Annotated in this window: 17 protein-coding genes; 1 reads left to right on the forward strand and 16 read right to left on the reverse strand. The window is 43.6% G+C overall.

What is annotated here, in order from left to right:
* Nucleotides 1–21 precede the first annotated feature (21 nt).
* Nucleotides 22–513 (forward strand): peptidylprolyl isomerase, encoded by a 492-nt coding sequence (locus NIT79A3_RS12155; RefSeq protein WP_013966487.1) that lies wholly within the window; start codon nt 22–24, stop codon nt 511–513.
* A gap of 64 nt (nt 514–577) precedes the next feature.
* Here the strand turns inward: NIT79A3_RS12155 and NIT79A3_RS12160 are convergent, their stop codons facing one another.
* The 16 genes from NIT79A3_RS12160 to NIT79A3_RS12235 form a co-directional block, all read right to left on the reverse strand.
* Complete coding sequence (locus tag NIT79A3_RS12160; protein ID WP_013966488.1) at nt 578–1753, reverse strand: O-succinylhomoserine sulfhydrylase; 1176 nt, start codon at nt 1751–1753, stop codon at nt 578–580.
* Nucleotides 1754–1866: 113 nt separating this feature from the next.
* Entirely contained in the window at nt 1867–3387 is a 1521-nt protein-coding gene (purF, locus tag NIT79A3_RS12165) for an amidophosphoribosyltransferase (RefSeq protein WP_013966489.1), read from the reverse strand.
* A gap of 119 nt (nt 3388–3506) precedes the next feature.
* Nucleotides 3507–4013, reverse strand: a complete 507-nt coding sequence (locus NIT79A3_RS12170; RefSeq protein WP_013966490.1) for a CvpA family protein — start codon at nt 4011–4013, stop codon at nt 3507–3509.
* Between the two features lie 101 nt (nt 4014–4114).
* Nucleotides 4115–4804, reverse strand: a complete 690-nt coding sequence (locus NIT79A3_RS12175) for an SPOR domain-containing protein (protein WP_013966491.1) — start codon at nt 4802–4804, stop codon at nt 4115–4117.
* 16 nt (nt 4805–4820) lie between these two features.
* A complete protein-coding gene (gene folC, locus NIT79A3_RS12180) occupies nt 4821–6125 on the reverse strand; it encodes a bifunctional tetrahydrofolate synthase/dihydrofolate synthase (protein ID WP_013966492.1) in 1305 nt (434 codons plus the stop codon).
* 58 nt (nt 6126–6183) lie between these two features.
* Complete coding sequence (accD, locus tag NIT79A3_RS12185) at nt 6184–7053, reverse strand: acetyl-CoA carboxylase, carboxyltransferase subunit beta (RefSeq protein ID WP_013966493.1); 870 nt, start codon at nt 7051–7053, stop codon at nt 6184–6186.
* Nucleotides 7054–7089: 36 nt separating this feature from the next.
* Nucleotides 7090–7890, reverse strand: coding sequence for a tryptophan synthase subunit alpha (gene trpA / locus NIT79A3_RS12190; protein WP_041360973.1), 801 nt, complete (start codon nt 7888–7890; stop codon nt 7090–7092).
* A gap of 128 nt (nt 7891–8018) precedes the next feature.
* On the reverse strand, nt 8019–9218 hold the full coding sequence (gene trpB / locus NIT79A3_RS12195; protein WP_013966495.1) for a tryptophan synthase subunit beta: 1200 nt from the start codon (nt 9216–9218) through the stop codon (nt 8019–8021).
* On the reverse strand, nt 9215–9832 hold the full coding sequence (locus tag NIT79A3_RS12200; protein ID WP_013966496.1) for a phosphoribosylanthranilate isomerase: 618 nt from the start codon (nt 9830–9832) through the stop codon (nt 9215–9217). The genes trpB and NIT79A3_RS12200 overlap by 4 nt, the downstream gene beginning before the upstream one ends.
* Nucleotides 9833–9857: 25 nt before the next feature.
* Nucleotides 9858–10655, reverse strand: a complete 798-nt coding sequence (truA, locus tag NIT79A3_RS12205) for a tRNA pseudouridine(38-40) synthase TruA (protein ID WP_013966497.1) — start codon at nt 10653–10655, stop codon at nt 9858–9860.
* A gap of 64 nt (nt 10656–10719) precedes the next feature.
* Nucleotides 10720–13230, reverse strand: a complete 2511-nt coding sequence (locus NIT79A3_RS12210; RefSeq protein ID WP_013966498.1) for a FimV/HubP family polar landmark protein — start codon at nt 13228–13230, stop codon at nt 10720–10722.
* Nucleotides 13231–13531: 301 nt separating this feature from the next.
* Nucleotides 13532–14644, reverse strand: a complete 1113-nt coding sequence (asd, locus tag NIT79A3_RS12215) for an aspartate-semialdehyde dehydrogenase (protein ID WP_013966499.1) — start codon at nt 14642–14644, stop codon at nt 13532–13534.
* A gap of 158 nt (nt 14645–14802) precedes the next feature.
* Nucleotides 14803–15864, reverse strand: coding sequence for a 3-isopropylmalate dehydrogenase (gene leuB, locus NIT79A3_RS12220; RefSeq protein WP_013966500.1), 1062 nt, complete (start codon nt 15862–15864; stop codon nt 14803–14805).
* A gap of 26 nt (nt 15865–15890) precedes the next feature.
* A complete protein-coding gene (gene leuD, locus NIT79A3_RS12225; RefSeq protein WP_013966501.1) occupies nt 15891–16529 on the reverse strand; it encodes a 3-isopropylmalate dehydratase small subunit in 639 nt (212 codons plus the stop codon).
* Between the two features lie 16 nt (nt 16530–16545).
* Nucleotides 16546–17955, reverse strand: coding sequence for a 3-isopropylmalate dehydratase large subunit (gene leuC / locus NIT79A3_RS12230; protein ID WP_013966502.1), 1410 nt, complete (start codon nt 17953–17955; stop codon nt 16546–16548).
* A 79-nt stretch (nt 17956–18034) separates the two neighbouring features.
* Nucleotides 18035–19183 (reverse strand): MFS transporter, encoded by a 1149-nt coding sequence (locus NIT79A3_RS12235; RefSeq protein WP_013966503.1) that lies wholly within the window; start codon nt 19181–19183, stop codon nt 18035–18037.
* Nucleotides 19184–19361: the final 178 nt, after the last annotated feature.

The following is a 19361-nucleotide window of genomic DNA, read 5'->3' on the forward strand; positions in this document are numbered from 1 at the left end:
ATAAACCCACAAAGGATTGATATGGTCAGATTACAAACGAATTTTGGTGTTATAACGCTTGAACTGGATAATGAGAAAGCGCCTGAAACTGTACAAAACTTTCTCAATTACGTAACCAGCGGATTTTATGACAACACATTATTTCATCGTGTTATTGATGATTTTATGATTCAGGGCGGTGGATTTGAGCCCGGAATGAAACAAAAAACCACGCAAGCGCCCATTCAAAACGAGGCTGCTAATGGGCTTAAAAATGATACCTATACCATAGCAATGGCACGTACTGCTGACGTGCATTCTGCAACCGCGCAATTTTTTATCAATGTGGCCAATAATGGATTTCTAAATTACAAATCCCCTTCATCACAAGGCTATGGTTACTGTGTATTTGGGAGAGTGGTTGAGGGGCAAGATGTTGTTGATAAAATAAAGAAAGTTAAGACTGGAGATTCTGCTGGTCACCAGAATGTCCCGATCGAAGATGTCATTATCCAGAAAGCTGAAGTAATTTAGTCACTGGCAATAATCAACAAGCCTTTTTGGTTAAATTAAACATGGCACATGCAACCAACGCTCTTTACGATAACCCTCGTGCCAGATCATCCTGAAGATCCTGTACCGCTTCCAGCCCCACTGCGATACGTAGCAACCCATCGGATATGCCAGCAGCATCCCGTGCTTCTTGACTAATACGAGCATGGGTTGTTGTTGCAGGATGTGTCAATGTGCTCTTGGCATCGCCTAGATTAGCAGTGATCGATATCAGCCGCGTTGAATCTATGACACGCCAAGCCGCCTCTTTGCCACCTTTCACCTCAAATGTGACAATACCGCCACCTGACTTCTGTTGATATTTTGCCAGCTCATATTGCGGATGAGACATTAATCCAGGATAAAATACGCGTGTCACATTCGGTTGAGATTCAAGCCATTGGGCCATTCTCAAGGCATTCCCGGCATGTGCTTCCACGCGTATTTTGAGTGTCTCCAGACCTTTCAATATAACCCAAGCATTAAATGCACTGAGTGTTGGTCCGGCTGTGCGCAAAAAGCCATATATCCCCCCCTCCATTAGCAATTCCTGGTTACCTAATACGGCCCCCCCCAATACTCTGCCTTGTCCATCCAAATACTTGGTTGCAGAATGTATGACAATATCAGCACCCAGCTCGAGCGGTTTTTGCAGAATGGGCGTACAAAAACAATTGTCAACGACCAGCCAGATACCGGCCTTCCGGGCTACTTTTGATAATTCAGCGATATCTGAAATTTCTGTTAATGGATTGGACGGTGTTTCCAGAAAGAATAGTTTGGTGTTGGGCTGTATTGCCGTTTCCCATAAATTCACATCTGTAGCTGATACAAACGTTGTATCGATATTAAATCGCTTCAATATGTTATTGAATAAATTGACAGTGGCACCAAATAAACTGCGCGATGCAACGATATGATCGCCAGCAGAAAGTAAGCCCATTACACATGCTAGTATGGCTGACATGCCGGAAGAAGTTGCAATACATGTTTCTGCGCCTTCCAGTACAGCAAGCCGTTCTTCGAATGCGGTTACAGTGGGATTGGTAAACCGGGAATAGATATTCCCCGGCTCACTCCCGGAAAAACGCGCGGCTGCCTGAGCAGCACTATCAAAAACAAAACTTGATGTTAAATACATTGCCTCGGAGTGTTCATTAAACTGGCTGCGATGAATACCGGTATGGAGTGCAAGTGTCTCTGGCTGTAAATGATCAGACATGTATATAAAACCTCAAGCAAAAACGTAAAAATGTTATCAATCTGAAAATATTATAGTATTTACTACTATGGACCTGATTGATGGTAGCAAACGGATCAGTTTCCACAGAAAAGCTAATCCGAAAAAACCAAACTTAAATCAAGTTGTGTATTGGATCTGGTTTGTAATAACGGTTGACTGGAATTTCGTTGCAATTCAATAGTGCGTAAATATTCTGTCGTTACATCGCCTGTTATGTAGTTTCCATCAAAGCATGAAGTCTCAAAATTTTTTACAGTAGGTGAAATTTTTGAGATGGCACGGCTAAGTGCCTCAAGATCTTGATAAATCAGATAATCGGCACCAATTTCACGGCAAATTTCCTCTGTACTTCGATCGGTTGCAATTAGTTCTTGCCGTGTAGGCATATCTATACCGTACACATTGGGGTATCTCACTGGAGGGGCTGCGGATGCAAAATAAATTTTATGTGCGCCAGCCTCACGTGCCATCTGCACTATCTCACGACTTGTAGTGCCACGGACAATCGAGTCATCAACTAATAAAACATTTTTGCCACGGAATTCTATGCCTATTGCATTGAGTTTCTGACGTACTGATTTACGTCTCTGTTGTTGACCAGGCATGATAAAGGTACGGCCGACATAACGATTCTTAACAAAGCCTTCGCGAAAATTAACCCCCAATTGATTGGCGAGTTGCAAGGCACTCGGCCGGCTTGAATCAGGTATTGGAATTACCACATCAATGTCCAGATGATGCATTGATTTTCTAATTTTCTCAGCAAGGTGCTCGCCCATGTTCAATCGTGTTTCATAGACCGAAATGCCATCAATCACAGAATCAGGCCGAGCTAAGTACACATATTCAAAAATACAAGGATTTAGCGAATAATTGGTTGCGCATTGTTTATTGTAAAAATTTCCAGCTTCATCAATAAAAACAGCTTCTCCTGGCGCCACATCGCGTATCAGTTTAAAGCCCAGTGTATCGAGAGCAACACTTTCTGAAGCAATCAAGTATTCATGTCCGTTTTCACTCTCTACCGTACCAAAAACTAACGGGCGTATGCCATACGGATCGCGGAAAGCTAACAAGCCGTAGCCGGCAATCATGGCTATAACAGCATAGGCACCTTTGCAACGTCTATGTACGCCCGATACAGCAGTAAAGATTGTGGCAGGATCAAGTTGGCAATTACGCGTGCTTTCCTGTAATTCGTGTGCGAGAACATTCAGAAGAACTTCAGTATCTGAGTTAGTGTTGACATGTCTTAAGTCAGCCCTAAATAATTCTTGGCTAAGTTCCTCCGCATTTGTCAGATTCCCATTATGGCTTAGTACAATACCAAAAGGTGAATTCACATAAAAAGGTTGCGCTTCAGCTGAAGAATTGGCAGATCCGGCTGTGGGATAACGCACATGGCCAATACCGATATTACCGGCCAATGCACGCATATCTCTGGTACGAAATACATCACGCACCAAACCAAGGCCTTTGTGCATATGAAAAGTATTGCCTCGTGCGGTTACTATACCGCTTGCATCTTGTCCGCGATGCTGCAGCATTAATAAGCCATCATAAAGCAATTGATTAGCTGGCGATTTTGCAACAATGCCAAGAATTCCACACATAGAAATACTCCGTAAGATTTGCTCTAATCAGTTTAAAGATATAGATTGAAAATATTTGCTAAATGGAATAATAGTCATACAAGTGCGTGCTTAGTGCATTTCAGTGCTAGTGAATCATATTAAGAATTTTCTTTTCTTTCGTAGCTAATACGCTTTGACAGATCGTTTGGCAACCACGGTAAAACTTGTATTGCTATCGCTTCCAGCGGACGGCTCAAAACAGCTTGCTGCCAGAATACTTGATTAGGAATCGTTGTTAATCCAGCGATCAAAACCAACAACATCACAATGACTAGCGCTCTTATGAAGCCGAATACAGAACCAAGCAATCGATCAATAAACCCTAATCCAATACCTTTAATCAAAACAGATAACAACATTGTCGCCAGGGCTGTAATCAGCAATACTGAAAGAAATGCTAAAACAAATGCAATAGAAACCCGAAGTGTCTCACCAGTTATTTCAGCAGGCAGAAATTGTTCAAAAAATGATGCGTACGCGCTAGCAACTATAAAAGCAACTATCCAGCCAGCAACAGATAATGCTTCACGAACAAATCCTCGAATAATACTTAAAACTATCGATACAAGAAAAATACCGGATACGACATAATCAAAAACAGTCATCGGTTAAATTTGATACGATTCTTGTTATTAAGCACTATAAATTATAGTTAACTCAAGAGCTAGTAGAAATATGAAATTTAGATTCTGATCAAACTTCACAATCATCTTGGAGCCACTACCCCATCCAATCCAATCTTTTTAAGCTTTTTTAATTCATTCTCAGCCGCGTTTCGTGTCACAAAAGGGCCAATACGTACACGAGTTACTTCACTATTATCGATTTTAAGTGTTTCAGTATAGGCCTTAAATCCATTCGATACCAAATTCGCTTGTTGCTGTTTTGCTTTCAATTGATCAGAGAATGCACCTAGCTGAACGACAAATCCCTTCGTCATATCTGTAGTTGCAGGAGTAGTTGCAGGAGTCGTCGCCGTGACAGTAGCCGCTGCAATATTTGTAGCATTCGGATTTTTTACTTCAATGGGATGCTTATCAATTTTCGGCTTGATGCCGGGAATCGGAATGCGTTTCTGTTCGCCTGACACTTCGATAGTATCTTCGATGTTCTGCGGAGTAGTTTTAGGTTTGCTCTGTAATTCGGGTGATGCATCTACCCCATTAAAAGTTTCCTGCCCTGCTAGCTCTGCTTTGGGTACAAAACTATTTTTGCTGCTTTTACTGGGTATGGGCAAATTAATGGCAATTTCATGTTTTTCATTCTCGGATTTTGGCTCATCAAATATAATCGGCAACACAATTACCGAAATGAGAACCAGAACGATAGCGCCGACCAAACGTCTTCTTGCGCGTTTTCGTAGTAATAATTCTTCCTCACTGATATTTTTAGTCATTTGAAATATCCAATTATTACTTGCTATGAAGCGTGTTTAAATAACACAACACGTCACCCACCGTATAGAAAGATCCGAATATGCAGATTCTATCATTTTTAGTCGCTTGTTCACAGGCAAAAACAAAAGCTGCCACACAATCCGGGAACTTATAAATGACATTCTTATTATTTGAAATACCGGCCTTATGAATTTCATTCATTAAATAATCTGCAGCAGCAGCGCGAGGAGTGGGAGTAGATGAAACCAGCCAGTAATCGATTTCTTTTTTTAATTCCTGAATAACTCCATAAATATCTTTATCCTGCAACATAGCAAATACTGCATAAGTATTTCCTGCCGGTCTTGTTGCGGCTAAATTCTCAGATAAAACAGAAGCTGCAGCTGGATTGTGCGCCACATCCAGGATAATCATCGGTTGCGTTGAGACAACCTGAAATCTGCCTGGTATGACAGCCTCAGTTAATCCTTGACGTATGTCATTCATACTGACAGGCAACAATTCATTTAGCGCATCCAGTGCAGCCAAGCAAGTACTCGCATTTTGCAGCTGTTTCTCACCGCGCAAAGCTGGCAAAGGCAGAGAATATCGCCAACCCTTCGGTCCCCAGAAATCCCATTGTGTATTCTTCTTCGAAAAACCAAATGCTTTTGTAAATTGAAAAAAATTTGTACCGATATTTTCAACTTGCTGATTGACAGAATCTGGCAAATTAATTTCCGCACAGATGGCTGGTTTGTTTTTCCTAAAAATCGCAGCTTTCTCAAATCCTATCTTTTCCCTCGTATCTCCAAGGTATTCCATATGATCCAAATCAATGCTGGTTAAAATTGAACAATCCGCGTCAAACACATTAACAGCATCAAGACGACCGCCCAGACCAACTTCCAAAATTGCCACATCAACTCGGGCCTGCATAAACAGATACATCGCAGCCAATGTGCCAAACTCAAAAAAAGTTAAGGAAGTCTGACAATTTTTCCTTGCGTCATTTATTTGCGCAAATGCGCAGCAAAGTCTTTCATCATCAATCTCTTCTTTGTCAATACGAATGCGCTCGTTATAGCGAAGTAAATGCGGCGAGGTATAGCATCCTACTTTATAACCGGCACAACACAATATCGATTCTAGCATCGCACACACGGAACCTTTACCATTTGTTCCGCCAACCACTATAATCGGAAATTCCGGCACCAATCCAAGCTCCAGCTTGACCCGACTCACACGATCCAATCCCATTTCAATGGTTTTGGGATGAAGCGCTTCAAGATAAGTTAACCAGTCAGCGAGTGAGTTTGGCTCTCCACTTGGTGCATTCATGTAATATGAATCACTATTTATCTAGAATGGTGAGTGTTGAAGGATGAACTGTCTTGGCTTAGGAAATGGGTGCAGGTACACGCATCAATTGCGTACAAAGATTGACAATTTTGTCGCGCATTTGTCTTCGATCCACAATCATATCAATCGCGCCGTGCTGCAATAAGAATTCAGCTCGCTGGAAGCCTTCCGGAAGTGTTTGACGCACTGTCTGCTCAATAACACGCGGACCAGCAAACCCGATAAGTGCACCGGGCTCGGCAATGACGACATCACCAATGAAGGCAAAGCTTGCTGAAACACCGCCCATGGTTGGATCGGTCAACACTGAGATAAAAGGTAACTTGTTATGGCTTAACCGAGTCAGCGCAGCGGTTGTTTTAGCCATCTGCATGAGTGAAAACAAACCTTCCTGCATGCGTGCACCACCGCTGGCGCTAAAACAAATAAATGGCAAATGTTGATTTATACAAGTTTTTACACCACGTACAAAACGCTCACCGACAACAGAACCCATCGAACCGCCCATAAAACCAAATTCAAATACTGCAACGACTACCGGGACAGTCTTGATGGTTCCTTGCATTACAACCAAAGAATCATCTTCATCAGTGCTTTCCTTCGCTTGCGATAAGCGATCTACATAGCGTTTACTGTCTTTGAATTTAAGTGCATCAGTGGCGATTACCTCAGCACCAATCTCATTACGGCTACCGGGATCAAGCAACAAATCAAGACGATTTCTCGCAGAAATACGATTATGATAATCGCATTTTGGGCAAACATTCAGATTCTTAGCCAAATCTGTGTAATATAAAACAGCTTCACAGGTACTACATTTACTCCACAAGCCTTCTGGTACGATTTTCTTTTCGCCGGCTTCTTTTCTTTTAATTTTTGGCGGAATAATATTCTGAAACCAACTCATGAGTATCGTTTCCTAAACTGTAGATTGAATATTGCTTTAATTTTCATCGATGGCTTTGCGCAACGTGCTTAACAAGTTTCCTACATTATTCAGTAGCTCCGTATCCGGAGATTTCTCAATTTCTTCAATAATTCGACTACCAACCACCACTGCGTCCGCCAGACCGGCCACTGCTTTGGCTGTTGCTCCGTCACGAATACCGAATCCAACACCAATCGGAAGTGAAATATGCTGACGCAGCTGCTTCAACATTGCGCTAACATCTTGAAGATCAAGATGTGATGCTCCGGTCACACCCTTTAACGAAACATAATAAATATAACCTTTAGCCATTACTGCCACTTGCTCAATACGTTCCTGGGGCGTTGTGGGAGACAGCAAAAAGATTGCATCAATTCCATGCCGATCCAGGCATTGCACCCATTCGCCCGATTCTTCAGGGGGATAGTCAACGATTAGAACACCATCGACACCACAATCTTTTGCTTTGCCCGCAAACAATTCATAGCCAGATGCTTCAATAGGATTTGCATATCCCATCAAAACCACAGGCGTGTCCCTATCCGTTTTTCTGAATTCGGCCACCATATCCAATACATTATTCAGGCTCACATGATGTTTTAAAGCACGTTCAGAAGATCTTTGTATCGTAGGTCCATCGGCCATCGGATCTGAAAAAGGTATGCCTAATTCTATGATATTAGCGCCTGATTGTACGAGCTGGTGCATTAACTGTACCGTGATTCCGGGATTGGGATCGCCTGCCGTGATAAATGGAATTAAAGCTTTCCGATTCTGTTTTTTTAAAGCGGTGAATGTTTTAGCAATACGATTTATTTCTTTAGTATCGCTTTGTCCACTAAAAAAATTCATTAAATTCTTGATAATATCTAGGCTCATCGGCTCAATCCGCTCTCAATTCTTTTCGGAAAATTACAAATATCACAACACTGATTAGCGAAACGCTAGAGCGTTAACCCGGACATTTGCGCAACAGTTGCCATATCCTTGTCACCCCGGCCGGACAGATTAACCAGCAGTAATTTGTCTTTCGACAATGTAGACGCAAACTTAGCGGCATAAGCCAGAGCATGACTTGATTCCAACGCAGGCATTATGCCTTCATAACGACAAAGTGTATGAAATGCTTCTAGCGCCTCATCATCGGTAATTGCAACATATTCTGCACGCCCGCAATCTTTCAGCCAAGCATGTTCCGGCCCAACGCCGGGGTAATCAAGACCGGCTGATATAGAATGTGTTTCAATAATCTGACCATTCTCATCCTGGATGAGATAGGTACGGTTTCCATGTAATACTCCAGGCCTACCCGTTGATAAGGTCGCTGCATGCTGGTTGGTATCAATACCTTTTCCCGCTGCTTCCACACCAATCAACCGGACATTCACATCATCAATATACGGATAGAATAACCCGATTGCATTTGATCCCCCACCGACACAAGCAATGAGCGCATCCGGTTGCCTATTAAAATCCTCTTGCATTTGCACCTTGGCCTCTTTTCCTATAATCGCCTGAAAATCCCTGACCATCATCGGATAGGGGTGCGGTCCGGCGACTGTGCCAATGATATAAAAAGTGTTCTCAACATTAGTAACCCAGTCACGCATGGCCTCATTTAATGCATCTTTTAAAGTTCGAGATCCCGATTCTACCGGCACAACTGTTGCACCCAAGAGTTTCATGCGATAGACATTGGTTGCTTGCCGCCTAACATCTTCAGAACCCATATAAACAACGCATTCCATCCCATAACGCGCCGCCACTGTCGCACTGGCCACACCATGCTGACCGGCACCTGTTTCAGCAATGACGCGTTTCTTTCCCATGCGCCGGGCTAGCAATGCTTGTCCGATTGTATTGTTGATTTTATGCGCGCCGGTATGATTCAAATCTTCACGTTTCAACAGTATTTGCGCACCGCCCAAATGCTCAGACCATCTTTTGGCGTGATAGATTGGACTGGGACGTCCTACATAATGTTTTAACTCATAGGCAAACTCTGCCTGAAAATCCGGATCATCACGATAAAATTCATACTGCTTGCGTAAATCCTCCAGTGCCGAAATTAATGTTTCAGCAACAAATATGCCTCCGTAAGGTCCAAAGTGACCATTCTTATTGGGGAGATCGTAAGCACTCACAATTGTTTAACTCCTTGCATGAAAGCAAAAATTTTTTTCTCATCTTTAATACCCTTTGAAGCTTCCACACCGCTTGAAACATCAACCGCCCACGGCTGAGTTTGCTGAATAGCCATTGCCACATTATCTGGATTTAAACCACCAGAAAGAATAAGTGGCAATGGCAGATATTGCGGGATAAGCTGCCAATTAAAAGTATGTCCCGTACCACCAGGCATATCTGCAGCATAAGTATCCAGCAATAATGCTTTTGCAGTCTTATATCTTTCAGCGTATTGTAGCAAATCTGTGTCTTGTTTGACTCTTAGCGCCTTAATATAAGGCTGATAAAATTGATTACAAAATTCCGGTGTTTCATCGCCATGAAATTGGAGAAGATTTAATTTCGCAACTTTACTGGTTTCTTCAACCCATGCGGCATCAGGATTGACATAAACACCGACGGCACAAACAAAAGGCGGTATATTTGCGGCAATCCGGCGTGCCGAATCCGGATCAATATAACGTGCACTTTGCTGCCAGAAAACAAAACCAATTGCGTCGACACCTAATTGAACTGCCGCTTGCGCATCTTCACAACGGGTAATTCCACATACTTTTACGCGCACTGACATAATATCAATAATCTTACTTGGATTCTTAATTTCGAATGGATAGTCCTGGAATAATTGGCACTTCACCTAATTCCGGCATGCACCAGCCGCAGTCATATTTCACACCAGCCAGGTATAGCCCCGCAGGAGAAAAAGTTGGTGCCGCGTATATCCGATTACAGCTTACCAGTAATTCACACATCCACTCAGCAGAATACTTTCCTTTACCAATATATACAAGGCAACCGATAATATTTCTTACCATGTGCTGCAGGAATGCATTAGCGCGCAAATCAAAAATTAATAAATTTCCCTGGCGGGAGATGTTCAATTGTGTAATTGTCCGGATAGGGGATCTTGCTTGGCATTCGGCCGATCGAAAAGAGGAAAAATCATGCTCGCCGATTAAGATGTTACCTGCAGCTTGCATTTTCTCCAACGCAAGCGGCTGATGATACCATCCTACTTTTTTTCCATGAACTCCTGGACGAACGGGTTGATTTAATAGTAAATAAATGTAACGCCGCTCAACTGCACTGTATCTTGAATGAAATTCATCTGATACTTCTGTTGCCCACAATATTGCTATGTCCCCTGGCAATAGCGCATTCACCCCACGTATCCATGCACTGATAGGTCGTTGTGCAAGCGTATCAAAATGCACGACCTGATACAGTGCATGGACCCCCGCATCGGTGCGTCCAGCGGTAATCACGCGAATTGCTTCTTTTGCTATCTTAGATAAGGCTGTCTCAAGCGCATCCTGAATCGAGCAACCTTCCGGTTGACTTTGCCAACCGCAATATCGGCTACCGTCATACTCTAAGACAAGAACTATCCGCACAAAGAAAAAACCGCCATTTCAAATTGATCAATGTCTAATATAGCTATATGACCACTAGATATCGTTATAAGCTTTTCAGCATTTTCTTTGCAGCTTTTTTTTGTTTTGTATCACCGTCGCGCATCACCTCTTCAAGCATTTCTTTGGCACCCTCTTTATCATCCATTTCCAGATAAGCTTTTGCCAGATCGAGTTTGGTTTCAACTTCCTGCCATTGCTCACCCGTATCATTTAAATCCGCCTTCTCGTCTTTTTCATCCACCGGATTGGAATCTTCTTCAAGATCCAAGTTAATATCGGCTAATTCGAGCTCAGGCATCTTAGATGATGACTCTGATTCCATCGTATCCGGTGCAATCTCAGGAGATTGGTCGAATTCCAAAGGCTCTTCGGTTAATTCATCACTTATCTTGGGAATTTCAATTTCATTGGAAGATTCTTCTTCAGTCAGATCGATATCTGCATTAGCAAGATCAAGATTTACTCCTTCATTATTCTTTTCTTCTGCATCAACATTGGAATTTACAGAATGCTGCTCCGGTTCATCAAAATTAATCTCCAATGCATAATCGGAAATATTAGCTTCTTTCAAACTTTCGGAATCATCTGGGAATTGAGTACTTTCTTTCACAGAGCCATCTGTTGAGAAAGATTGATCCAAAGCTAAATTCTTTTTGCCAGCATCAGTTTCATCACTCAAATCAAAATCAATTTCATTAGTAAATTCTGCTGAACCATTCCTTTGTGAAGAGTCAATGAATTGACTATAATCTTCTTCAAGGTCTTCTTTTAAATCTGCTTCAACATTCTGTTGTAAATTATCTGGCAATAACTCATCCTCGACCTGGGATTCGGAAATGGATGCTGTGTTTGAGTCATATTTTTCAAAGTGCTCAGCATCCTCTTCGTATGATGTAACCTCTTTATCAAATGCGTCATCCTGTTCTTCAGTTTCAGCATAGGCGTTGATGTTCTCATAGGTTAAATCATCCTCGGCTTCTGATGCAGGCTGAGTCGAATCGACAATCGGCGCAGCAGTCTGAGCAGCCGCCATTGAGGCCATCCGCGATCTCATCGAGGAAGAAAAGTCTTCTTTCGTTGTATCATCTTCTACCACATCATCTTTTAACTGATCTCGACGCCGCTTAAGAATCAACAAAGCGAGTAACAGCGCTATGGCCAAGGCAGCACCAATATATTCGATATGATCGAATAGTTGATCAGTCAAGGATCGATCCGCAGTTTCAGGTGATTGCGGTGGATTGACTGTTGTATTCTGTACAACTGCTTCAGTGGCTGGTTGAATGACCGGGACTTCTTGTACTTGAGAGGGATTCACGCCCAGGTTTGGATCTTTTTCCGTTAAAGAACCGACCGTCACAGGTGAACGCACTTCTGGTTGTCTGGTAACAGACTCTGCTTTAATTTGTGCTTGAGCTAAAACGGAATCCTTCAATTCCAATAATTGCTTCATATTTTCAATGCTTTTCTCCAGCATCGCCACACGCTGATTGGCTTCCTGCAAAGCAAGATTGCGTGCAATTGCATCTTCTTCCATCATCCGGAGACGGTCTACTAAAGTGGATTCAGCAATCTGACCATCTTTGTCAAGCAACTGAGCGCCGCTCGATAGTTTCAAAACTTCTTTAGGAGCCCCGGCTGCCGAGATAGATTTTTTATCAATACTGGTCGTGATTTGACCTTGATCCGATTGACTGATTGTGTGAGGTGCCGGTGATTCTCTGCTGATCGTCGCTAACTTTCCTTGATAATTACGCCAATCCCCAATCTGTGTTTTGATTTCGGCCTTCGCAGTTGATGTATCAATGGCTGATATTTCACTTTTTTCGGGTATCTTTAGAACGACACCAGCCCTGAGCAAATTCATGTTGTCAGCAATGAAGGCGTCACGATTGGCGCGATAAAGTGCCACAAGCATCTGATTAAGATCGACTCCAGCCGGCAAAACCTGGCGGGCAATTGACGATAAGGTGTCTCCCCGGTTCACCGGTCCATAAGTTTTCTTCGTTTGACTCGTAGAACCACTCTTCGATTTAGATGAGCTTGCCGCTTGATTATTTTTTCCGCTATCAGGAGACTTTTCAGCATCTAGTCTTGTTGCCATTATCATCGGGGCGGGATTGCTATTCGCCGCAGCAAGATTCTGTGTATTCACTTCAACAGGATCGAGTAAGACGGTATATTCGCGCAAAATGCGCCCTGAAGCCCAATTCAACTCCATCAATATCATTAAAAAGGGATCATTAACAGCTTGCGGCGAAGTCAGCTTGATATAGGGATTGCCATTAGTCCTCGACTCTATCGAAGCTTTAACAGACGACAGGATAGATTCATAGTTTATACCAGCTTGCGTATATGCCTCCCGCGTTGCGACACTTGCTTTTAGAGATTGCACTTCATCACTGTTGGTGGCAACGATATCGATTTCAGCATTTAAGGGTTGTCCCAATGCTGAATTGAGTGTCAATTTACCGAGTCCCGCTGCCTGAATAACAGCGCATGGTAACATCAGAATGATTACAAACAAGCTTACTCTAAAAGATGTTTTATACACCGAAGTACCCTCTCTGGTTTTTTGAAAATAAATATCGAAAGGCTAGCATTGTTGCGTAATCCCGCAAGCTGCGATTATGCCTCGAATTACGGGCTAATTCATTTTAAACAAACCGATCATCAGCTAAAATCTTTAACAGGCCGTTGAAAAACCATCTGCGTTGCCGCTGCGGTGTTAAAAGCAGGCTCAAAATACTCATTTATTAAGCATAAACTGCGCTTTTTCGCCTGTTTTTGCCTTGCATCGTCTAATTAGAATACGTTTTTAAACAGCCTGTTAAGAGAACAAATCAATGAATATATTAATGCTCAATCAGTATACGCAACATTCTCCGTAGAGGCTCCGCAGCACCCCAGAGCAATTGATCACCTACTGTAAAAACAGACAAATATTCTCCACCCATCGCCAGTTTTCGCAAACGTCCGACAGGTATCGACAGGGAACCTGTGACTGCTGTGGGTGTTAATTTTGAGGTTGTTGCTGCTCGTTCATTGGGAACAATTTGCACCCAATCATTGGAGCTCGCGATAATTTCTTCAATTTCATCTAATGGTACATCTTGTTTTAATTTGATCGTCAGAGCCTGACTATGGCATCGCATCGCACCGACACGCACGCAGATACCATCAACAGGAATTTGCCGGTTACTTCTGCCGAGGATTTTATTGGTCTCTGCCTGACCTTTCCATTCTTCACGACTCTGTCCATTAGCCACCTCTTTATCGATCCAAGGAATCAAACTGCCTGCCAATGGCACACCGAAATTTTCTGTTGGGAATTTATTATTGCGCAAGGTACCTGCAACTTCCCGATCTATATCGAGAATATTTGAAGCAGGATCATCCAGTAAATCTTTTGCCACCCTATGCGCTTCACCCATTTGTTGGAGTAATTCCCGCATGTTTTTGGCTCCCGCCCCCGATGCCGCCTGGTAAGTCATGGCGCTCATCCATTCCACCATACCTTTTTCAAAGAGACCTCCGACCGCCATTAACATCAGACTTACCGTGCAATTACCGCCAATATAATTCTTGACTCCATCGTGCAGCGCCTGTTTGATCACTGGCATATTGACCGGATCCAGTATAATAACCGCATCATCTTCCATGCGTAACGTAGACGCGGCATCTATCCAATAGCCTTGCCATCCGGATTCACGCAATTGTTTGACAACTTGGTTGGTATAATCGCCACCCTGACAGGAAATAATGATATCCATGGCACTGAGCTGTTTGATATCAAAGGCATCTTTTAAGGATGGAATTTCCTTGCCAATTTCAGGACCCGCACCACCTTTTTGTGATGTTGTAAAAAAAACAGGATCTATCAGCGAAAAATCTTCTTCTTCTCGCATTCTCTGCATTAATACGGAGCCGACCATTCCTCGCCAGCCAACAAAACCAACTTGTTTCATTGCTTATCTCTTATCCTAAAATTGACAATCGGTTAACTATATAAAAAACACCTGCTTAAATATTAGCTTACTTTATAAAGCTATAACAAATGATTTAATGCGCTAATTCCACCTTAATTCAATCTATCCCTAAATTAAATTCGCGATTTAGAACCCTTTCACAGCAATGACAATACGGCATCACCCATTGCTTGCGTACCGACAGATCTCATACCCGGTTCATCAATATCTTTTGTTCTGAAGCCCTGCGCCAAAACTTTCTTAATCGCATTCTCGATTCGAAGCGCAGCTTCCTCCTGATTAAACGTATAGCGCAGCATCATGGCAACTGAAAGTATGGTAGCAAGCGGATTAGCCAGATCCTTCCCGGCAATATCGGGTGCTGAGCCATGAATCGGTTCGTACAAACCTTTATTATTTTCATCCAGGGAAGCAGAAGGCAGCATTCCAATCGATCCGGTTAACATTGAGGCTTCGTCAGACAATATATCGCCAAACATGTTCCCGGTCACAATCACATCAAACTGTTTCGGATTACGGACCAATTGCATGGCGGCATTATCGACCAGCATATGTGAAAGCGTCACTTGCGGGTATTCCTTGGATACTTCAATAACAACATCGCGCCATAATTGCGTACATTCCAGCACATTCATTTTATCGACGGAGCATAACTTGCCCTGCCGTTTACTGGATGCCCGAAAAGCCACATGCGCAATACGCCGGATTTCTGTTTCGCTGTATATCATCGTGTTAAAGCCGACACGTTGCCCGTCACGCATCTCAATACCGCGCGGTTCACCAAAGTAAATATCTCCGGTAAGTTCACGCACGATCATAATATCGAGTCCGGCAACCACGTCATATTTCAAGCTGGAAGCATTGGCCAGTTCCGGGTAAAGTATCGCTGGCCGCAAATTGGCAAATAAGTTCAGCTCCTTACGAATAGCAAGCAAGCCGCGTTCGGGCCGCTGGGGGCGCGGTAATAAGTCATATTGAGGGCCACCCACAGCGCCGAGCAGAACCGCATCCGCTTGGCTGGCCAAACGATGCGTTGCTTCAGGATATGGTTCTCCGGTCGCGTCAACAGCACAACCGCCGATCAATCCATATTCCAATTCAATCGCCAAACCGTCGGATTTTAAAGCATCCAATACACGCACGGCTTGCGCTACGATTTCCGGTCCGATACCGTCGCCCGCTAAAACAGCAATTTTCATCATATCCTAACTTTCAGCAATGTCATTCACATAAACAGCCAAGGCTGCTCGTTGCGCCGCTTCTGTTCAAATTGTTTAATTTTTTCTGCCCGTTGCAACGTCAATCCAATTTCATCCAAGCCATTCAATAGACAGTGTTTGCGAAAAGTATCGATGTCAAAGCTAAATTCCTCATTGTTTGGCGTAGTCACTGTTTGTTTCTGTAAATCTACCGTAAATTTGTATCCTTCAGTTGATTTGACTGCTTCAAACAAACGGTCCAGTACTGCCGCGTCAAGAATGATCGGTAATAAACCAATCTTGAAACAATTGTTAAAAAATATATCCGCAAAACTGGGGGCGATGATGACACGAAAACCATAATCCTGAAGTGCCCACGGCGCATGCTCGCGGCTCGATCCGCAACCAAAATTTGCACGCGCCAATAATATCTGCGCACCTATATAACGCGGTTGATTCAACACGAATTCCGGATTCGGTTGACGCTGCACCGGATCCATTCCGGGCTCTCCATGATCCAGATAGCGCCATTCATCAAACAGGTTTTGACCAAAGCCCGAGCGTTTGATCGATTTAAGAAATTGTTTTGGAATGATCGCATCGGTATCGACATTAGCACGATCCAGCGGTGCCACCAAACCAGTAAAAGTATGAAATTTTTCCATTGATTAGGTTACTCGCCTATTCTATTTCACGCACATCGACAAAATGACCGGCAATTGCAGCCGCTGCAGCCATTGCCGGGCTAACCAAATGTGTTCGGCCACCGGGTCCTTGCCTGCCCTCAAAATTTCGATTTGATGTGGAAGCGCAGCGTTCACCGGCAGTCAGCCGGTCATCATTCATTGCCAGACACATGGAACAACCGGGTTCACGCCATTCAAACCCGGCTGCGAGAAAAATCCGGTCCAGCCCTTCTTGTTCGGCTTGTTTCTTGACCAAACCTGAGCCAGGCACAACCAGCGCCAGCTTGATGTTTGCTGCAATGCGTTTTCCTTTAACGATTTGCGCGGCTGCCCGCAAATCTTCAATGCGTGAATTGGTGCAAGAACCAATAAATATTTTATCGAGGGTAATCTGCCGAATCGGTGTATTAGCAACTAACCCCATATAATTTAACGCTTGTTGCAGATCATGGCGCTTCACTTCATCGGTAACGAGAGAAGGATCCGGCACCGTGCCATCAATCGTGGTCACCATTTCGGGAGAAGTCCCCCAAGTAACCTGGGGTTTGATTTGTGCAGCATCTAAGGCAACTGTCCGGTCGAAAACCGCATCGGCATCGCTTTGCAGTGTGCGCCAATAAGCAACTGCCCTATCCCACAACTCACCTTTGGGTGCGAAAGGCCGTCCTTGAATGTAATTAATCGTTGTATCATCAACAGCCACCATACCAGCGCGCGCACCGGCTTCAATCGCCATATTACACAGCGTCATACGCCCTTCCATAGATAGCGTCCGGATAGCGCTGCCAGTAAATTCGATCGCATAACCCGTGCCGCCAGCAGTACCGATTTCGCCAATGACTGCCAAAGCGATATCTTTAGCGGTAACTCCCAAACTCAATTTGCCTTCAACGGAAATACGCATGGCTTTGGCTTTTTTCATCAATAGGCACTGTGTTGCTAATACATGTTCAACCTCTGAAGTGCCAATACCAAATGCTAAGCAACCAAAAGCACCGTGCGTACTGGTATGTGAATCGCCACAAACAACCGTCATACCGGGCAATGTGGCGCCTTGTTCAGGGCCAATGACATGCACAATACCTTGGCGCAAATCCTGCATTTTGAATTCAGTAATCCCCAGTTCATCGCAATTCTGATCCAATGTATCGACTTGCAAACGAGAAATGGGGTCATGTATGCCATGACTGCGATCGGTCGTTGGAACATTATGATCCGCAACGGCCAGGATAGAATCAAGTCGCCACGGCTTCCGTCCAGCCAGCTTTAAGCTTTCGAATGCTTGCGGACTGGTCACTTCATGCACTAAATGGCGGTCAATATAGATCAATGCCATACTGTCCGGCTCGGACGATTCAGTATGAACCACATGTTGATTCCACAGCTTGTCGTATAACGTTTGCATCATACAAATTTAAAATTTTTAATTAGCCTGCAATTATCCCATAAAGTTTACTGATTCAACAAACTATACGCAGCACAATCTATTGATGACTGAATGGTTTCATTTTCCATGCGATTAATATCATGCCTGTTAACGCCGCGGCAGCACTGATAAAGAAAGTGGTCTCCGCTCCCAGCCAATCCCAGGTATAACCGCTAGAGATTGCTCCCAAGGCGCCACCCAGTCCATAAGCAATGCTGGTATAAATCGCTTGACCTTTCGCTTGATGACGGCCATGAAAGAATTGATGGATCACCATCATGGCCGCAATATGATGCGCGCCATAAGTTGCGGCATGTAAAACTTGTGCAAAAACGATATTTAACGGCCACTCGACGCCCTGCCCTATCAGCAGAAAACGCAGAATAGCGCAGGCAAAGCTAAAAATTAATATGTGCTTTAAACTAAAATGCCGCATCAGCCAAGGCATAATAAAAAAAATACCGATTTCACAGATCACACCGGTAGCCCATAACCACCCGACAAACCCTTTGTCATAGCCATGCTCAACCAGATAGATCGAGAAAAATGTATAGTAAGCCCCATGCGCAAACAACATCAATAAACTGGCGATCAAAAAAGCCATGACTTCCGGGCGCAGGCAGATTTGCCGTACCGTATGCAGTCCCGCGGTATAGTTGATGATTTCCTTCTCAGGAATTTGATAAGAAAAAATCAAAATACCAAACTTTAATCCCAGAATAATCCAAAGTAACCAGATAATTTCTACGCTTTGCAAGAAATAACCGATACCAACTACTGCCAAAACAAACCCGACGGAGCCCCAGGAACGAATACGCCCGTATTTATCGGTGCGCTCGCCCAGATGCGACAAGGTAATCGCCTCCATAAGCGGCAACGAGGCGCTCCAGAAGAAACTCATTGACAACATAACAAAAAATACCCAGGCAAACGATTCGCCCAGGAAAAAACCGCAGAAACTTAATAATCCACTGGCAGCAGCAATTTGCACAACCCGAACGCGCTTCCCCATATGATCGGCCAACCAGCCCCAGGCGGCAGGCGAGAAAATCCGGGTAAATAATAGCAATGACATTAATACACCGATTTGCAACGCACTAAATCCAAGGGATTGTAAATACAAGCTCCAATACGGTGCAAATGCGCCAATCACCGCAAAGTAAAAGAAATAAAAACCGGAAAGGCGCCAATAAGGAAGTGATCGCATAAAGTGAGCTAATTGACGCAGTGATTAAACTGAAAAATTGTTGATTAAATATTGTTTGTTAGGTGAAATTACAAATTGAATACCGAATACTCACTGGGTGTACTGAGGACAACTGCCTAGAAAGATCAATTTTACTAGAATTTCCCCCTTCCATGCAGCCAAAGAGAAGCAAACGGCA

The sequence above is a fragment of the Nitrosomonas sp. Is79A3 genome, assembly GCF_000219585.1.
Lineage (GTDB): Bacteria > Pseudomonadota > Gammaproteobacteria > Burkholderiales > Nitrosomonadaceae > Nitrosomonas.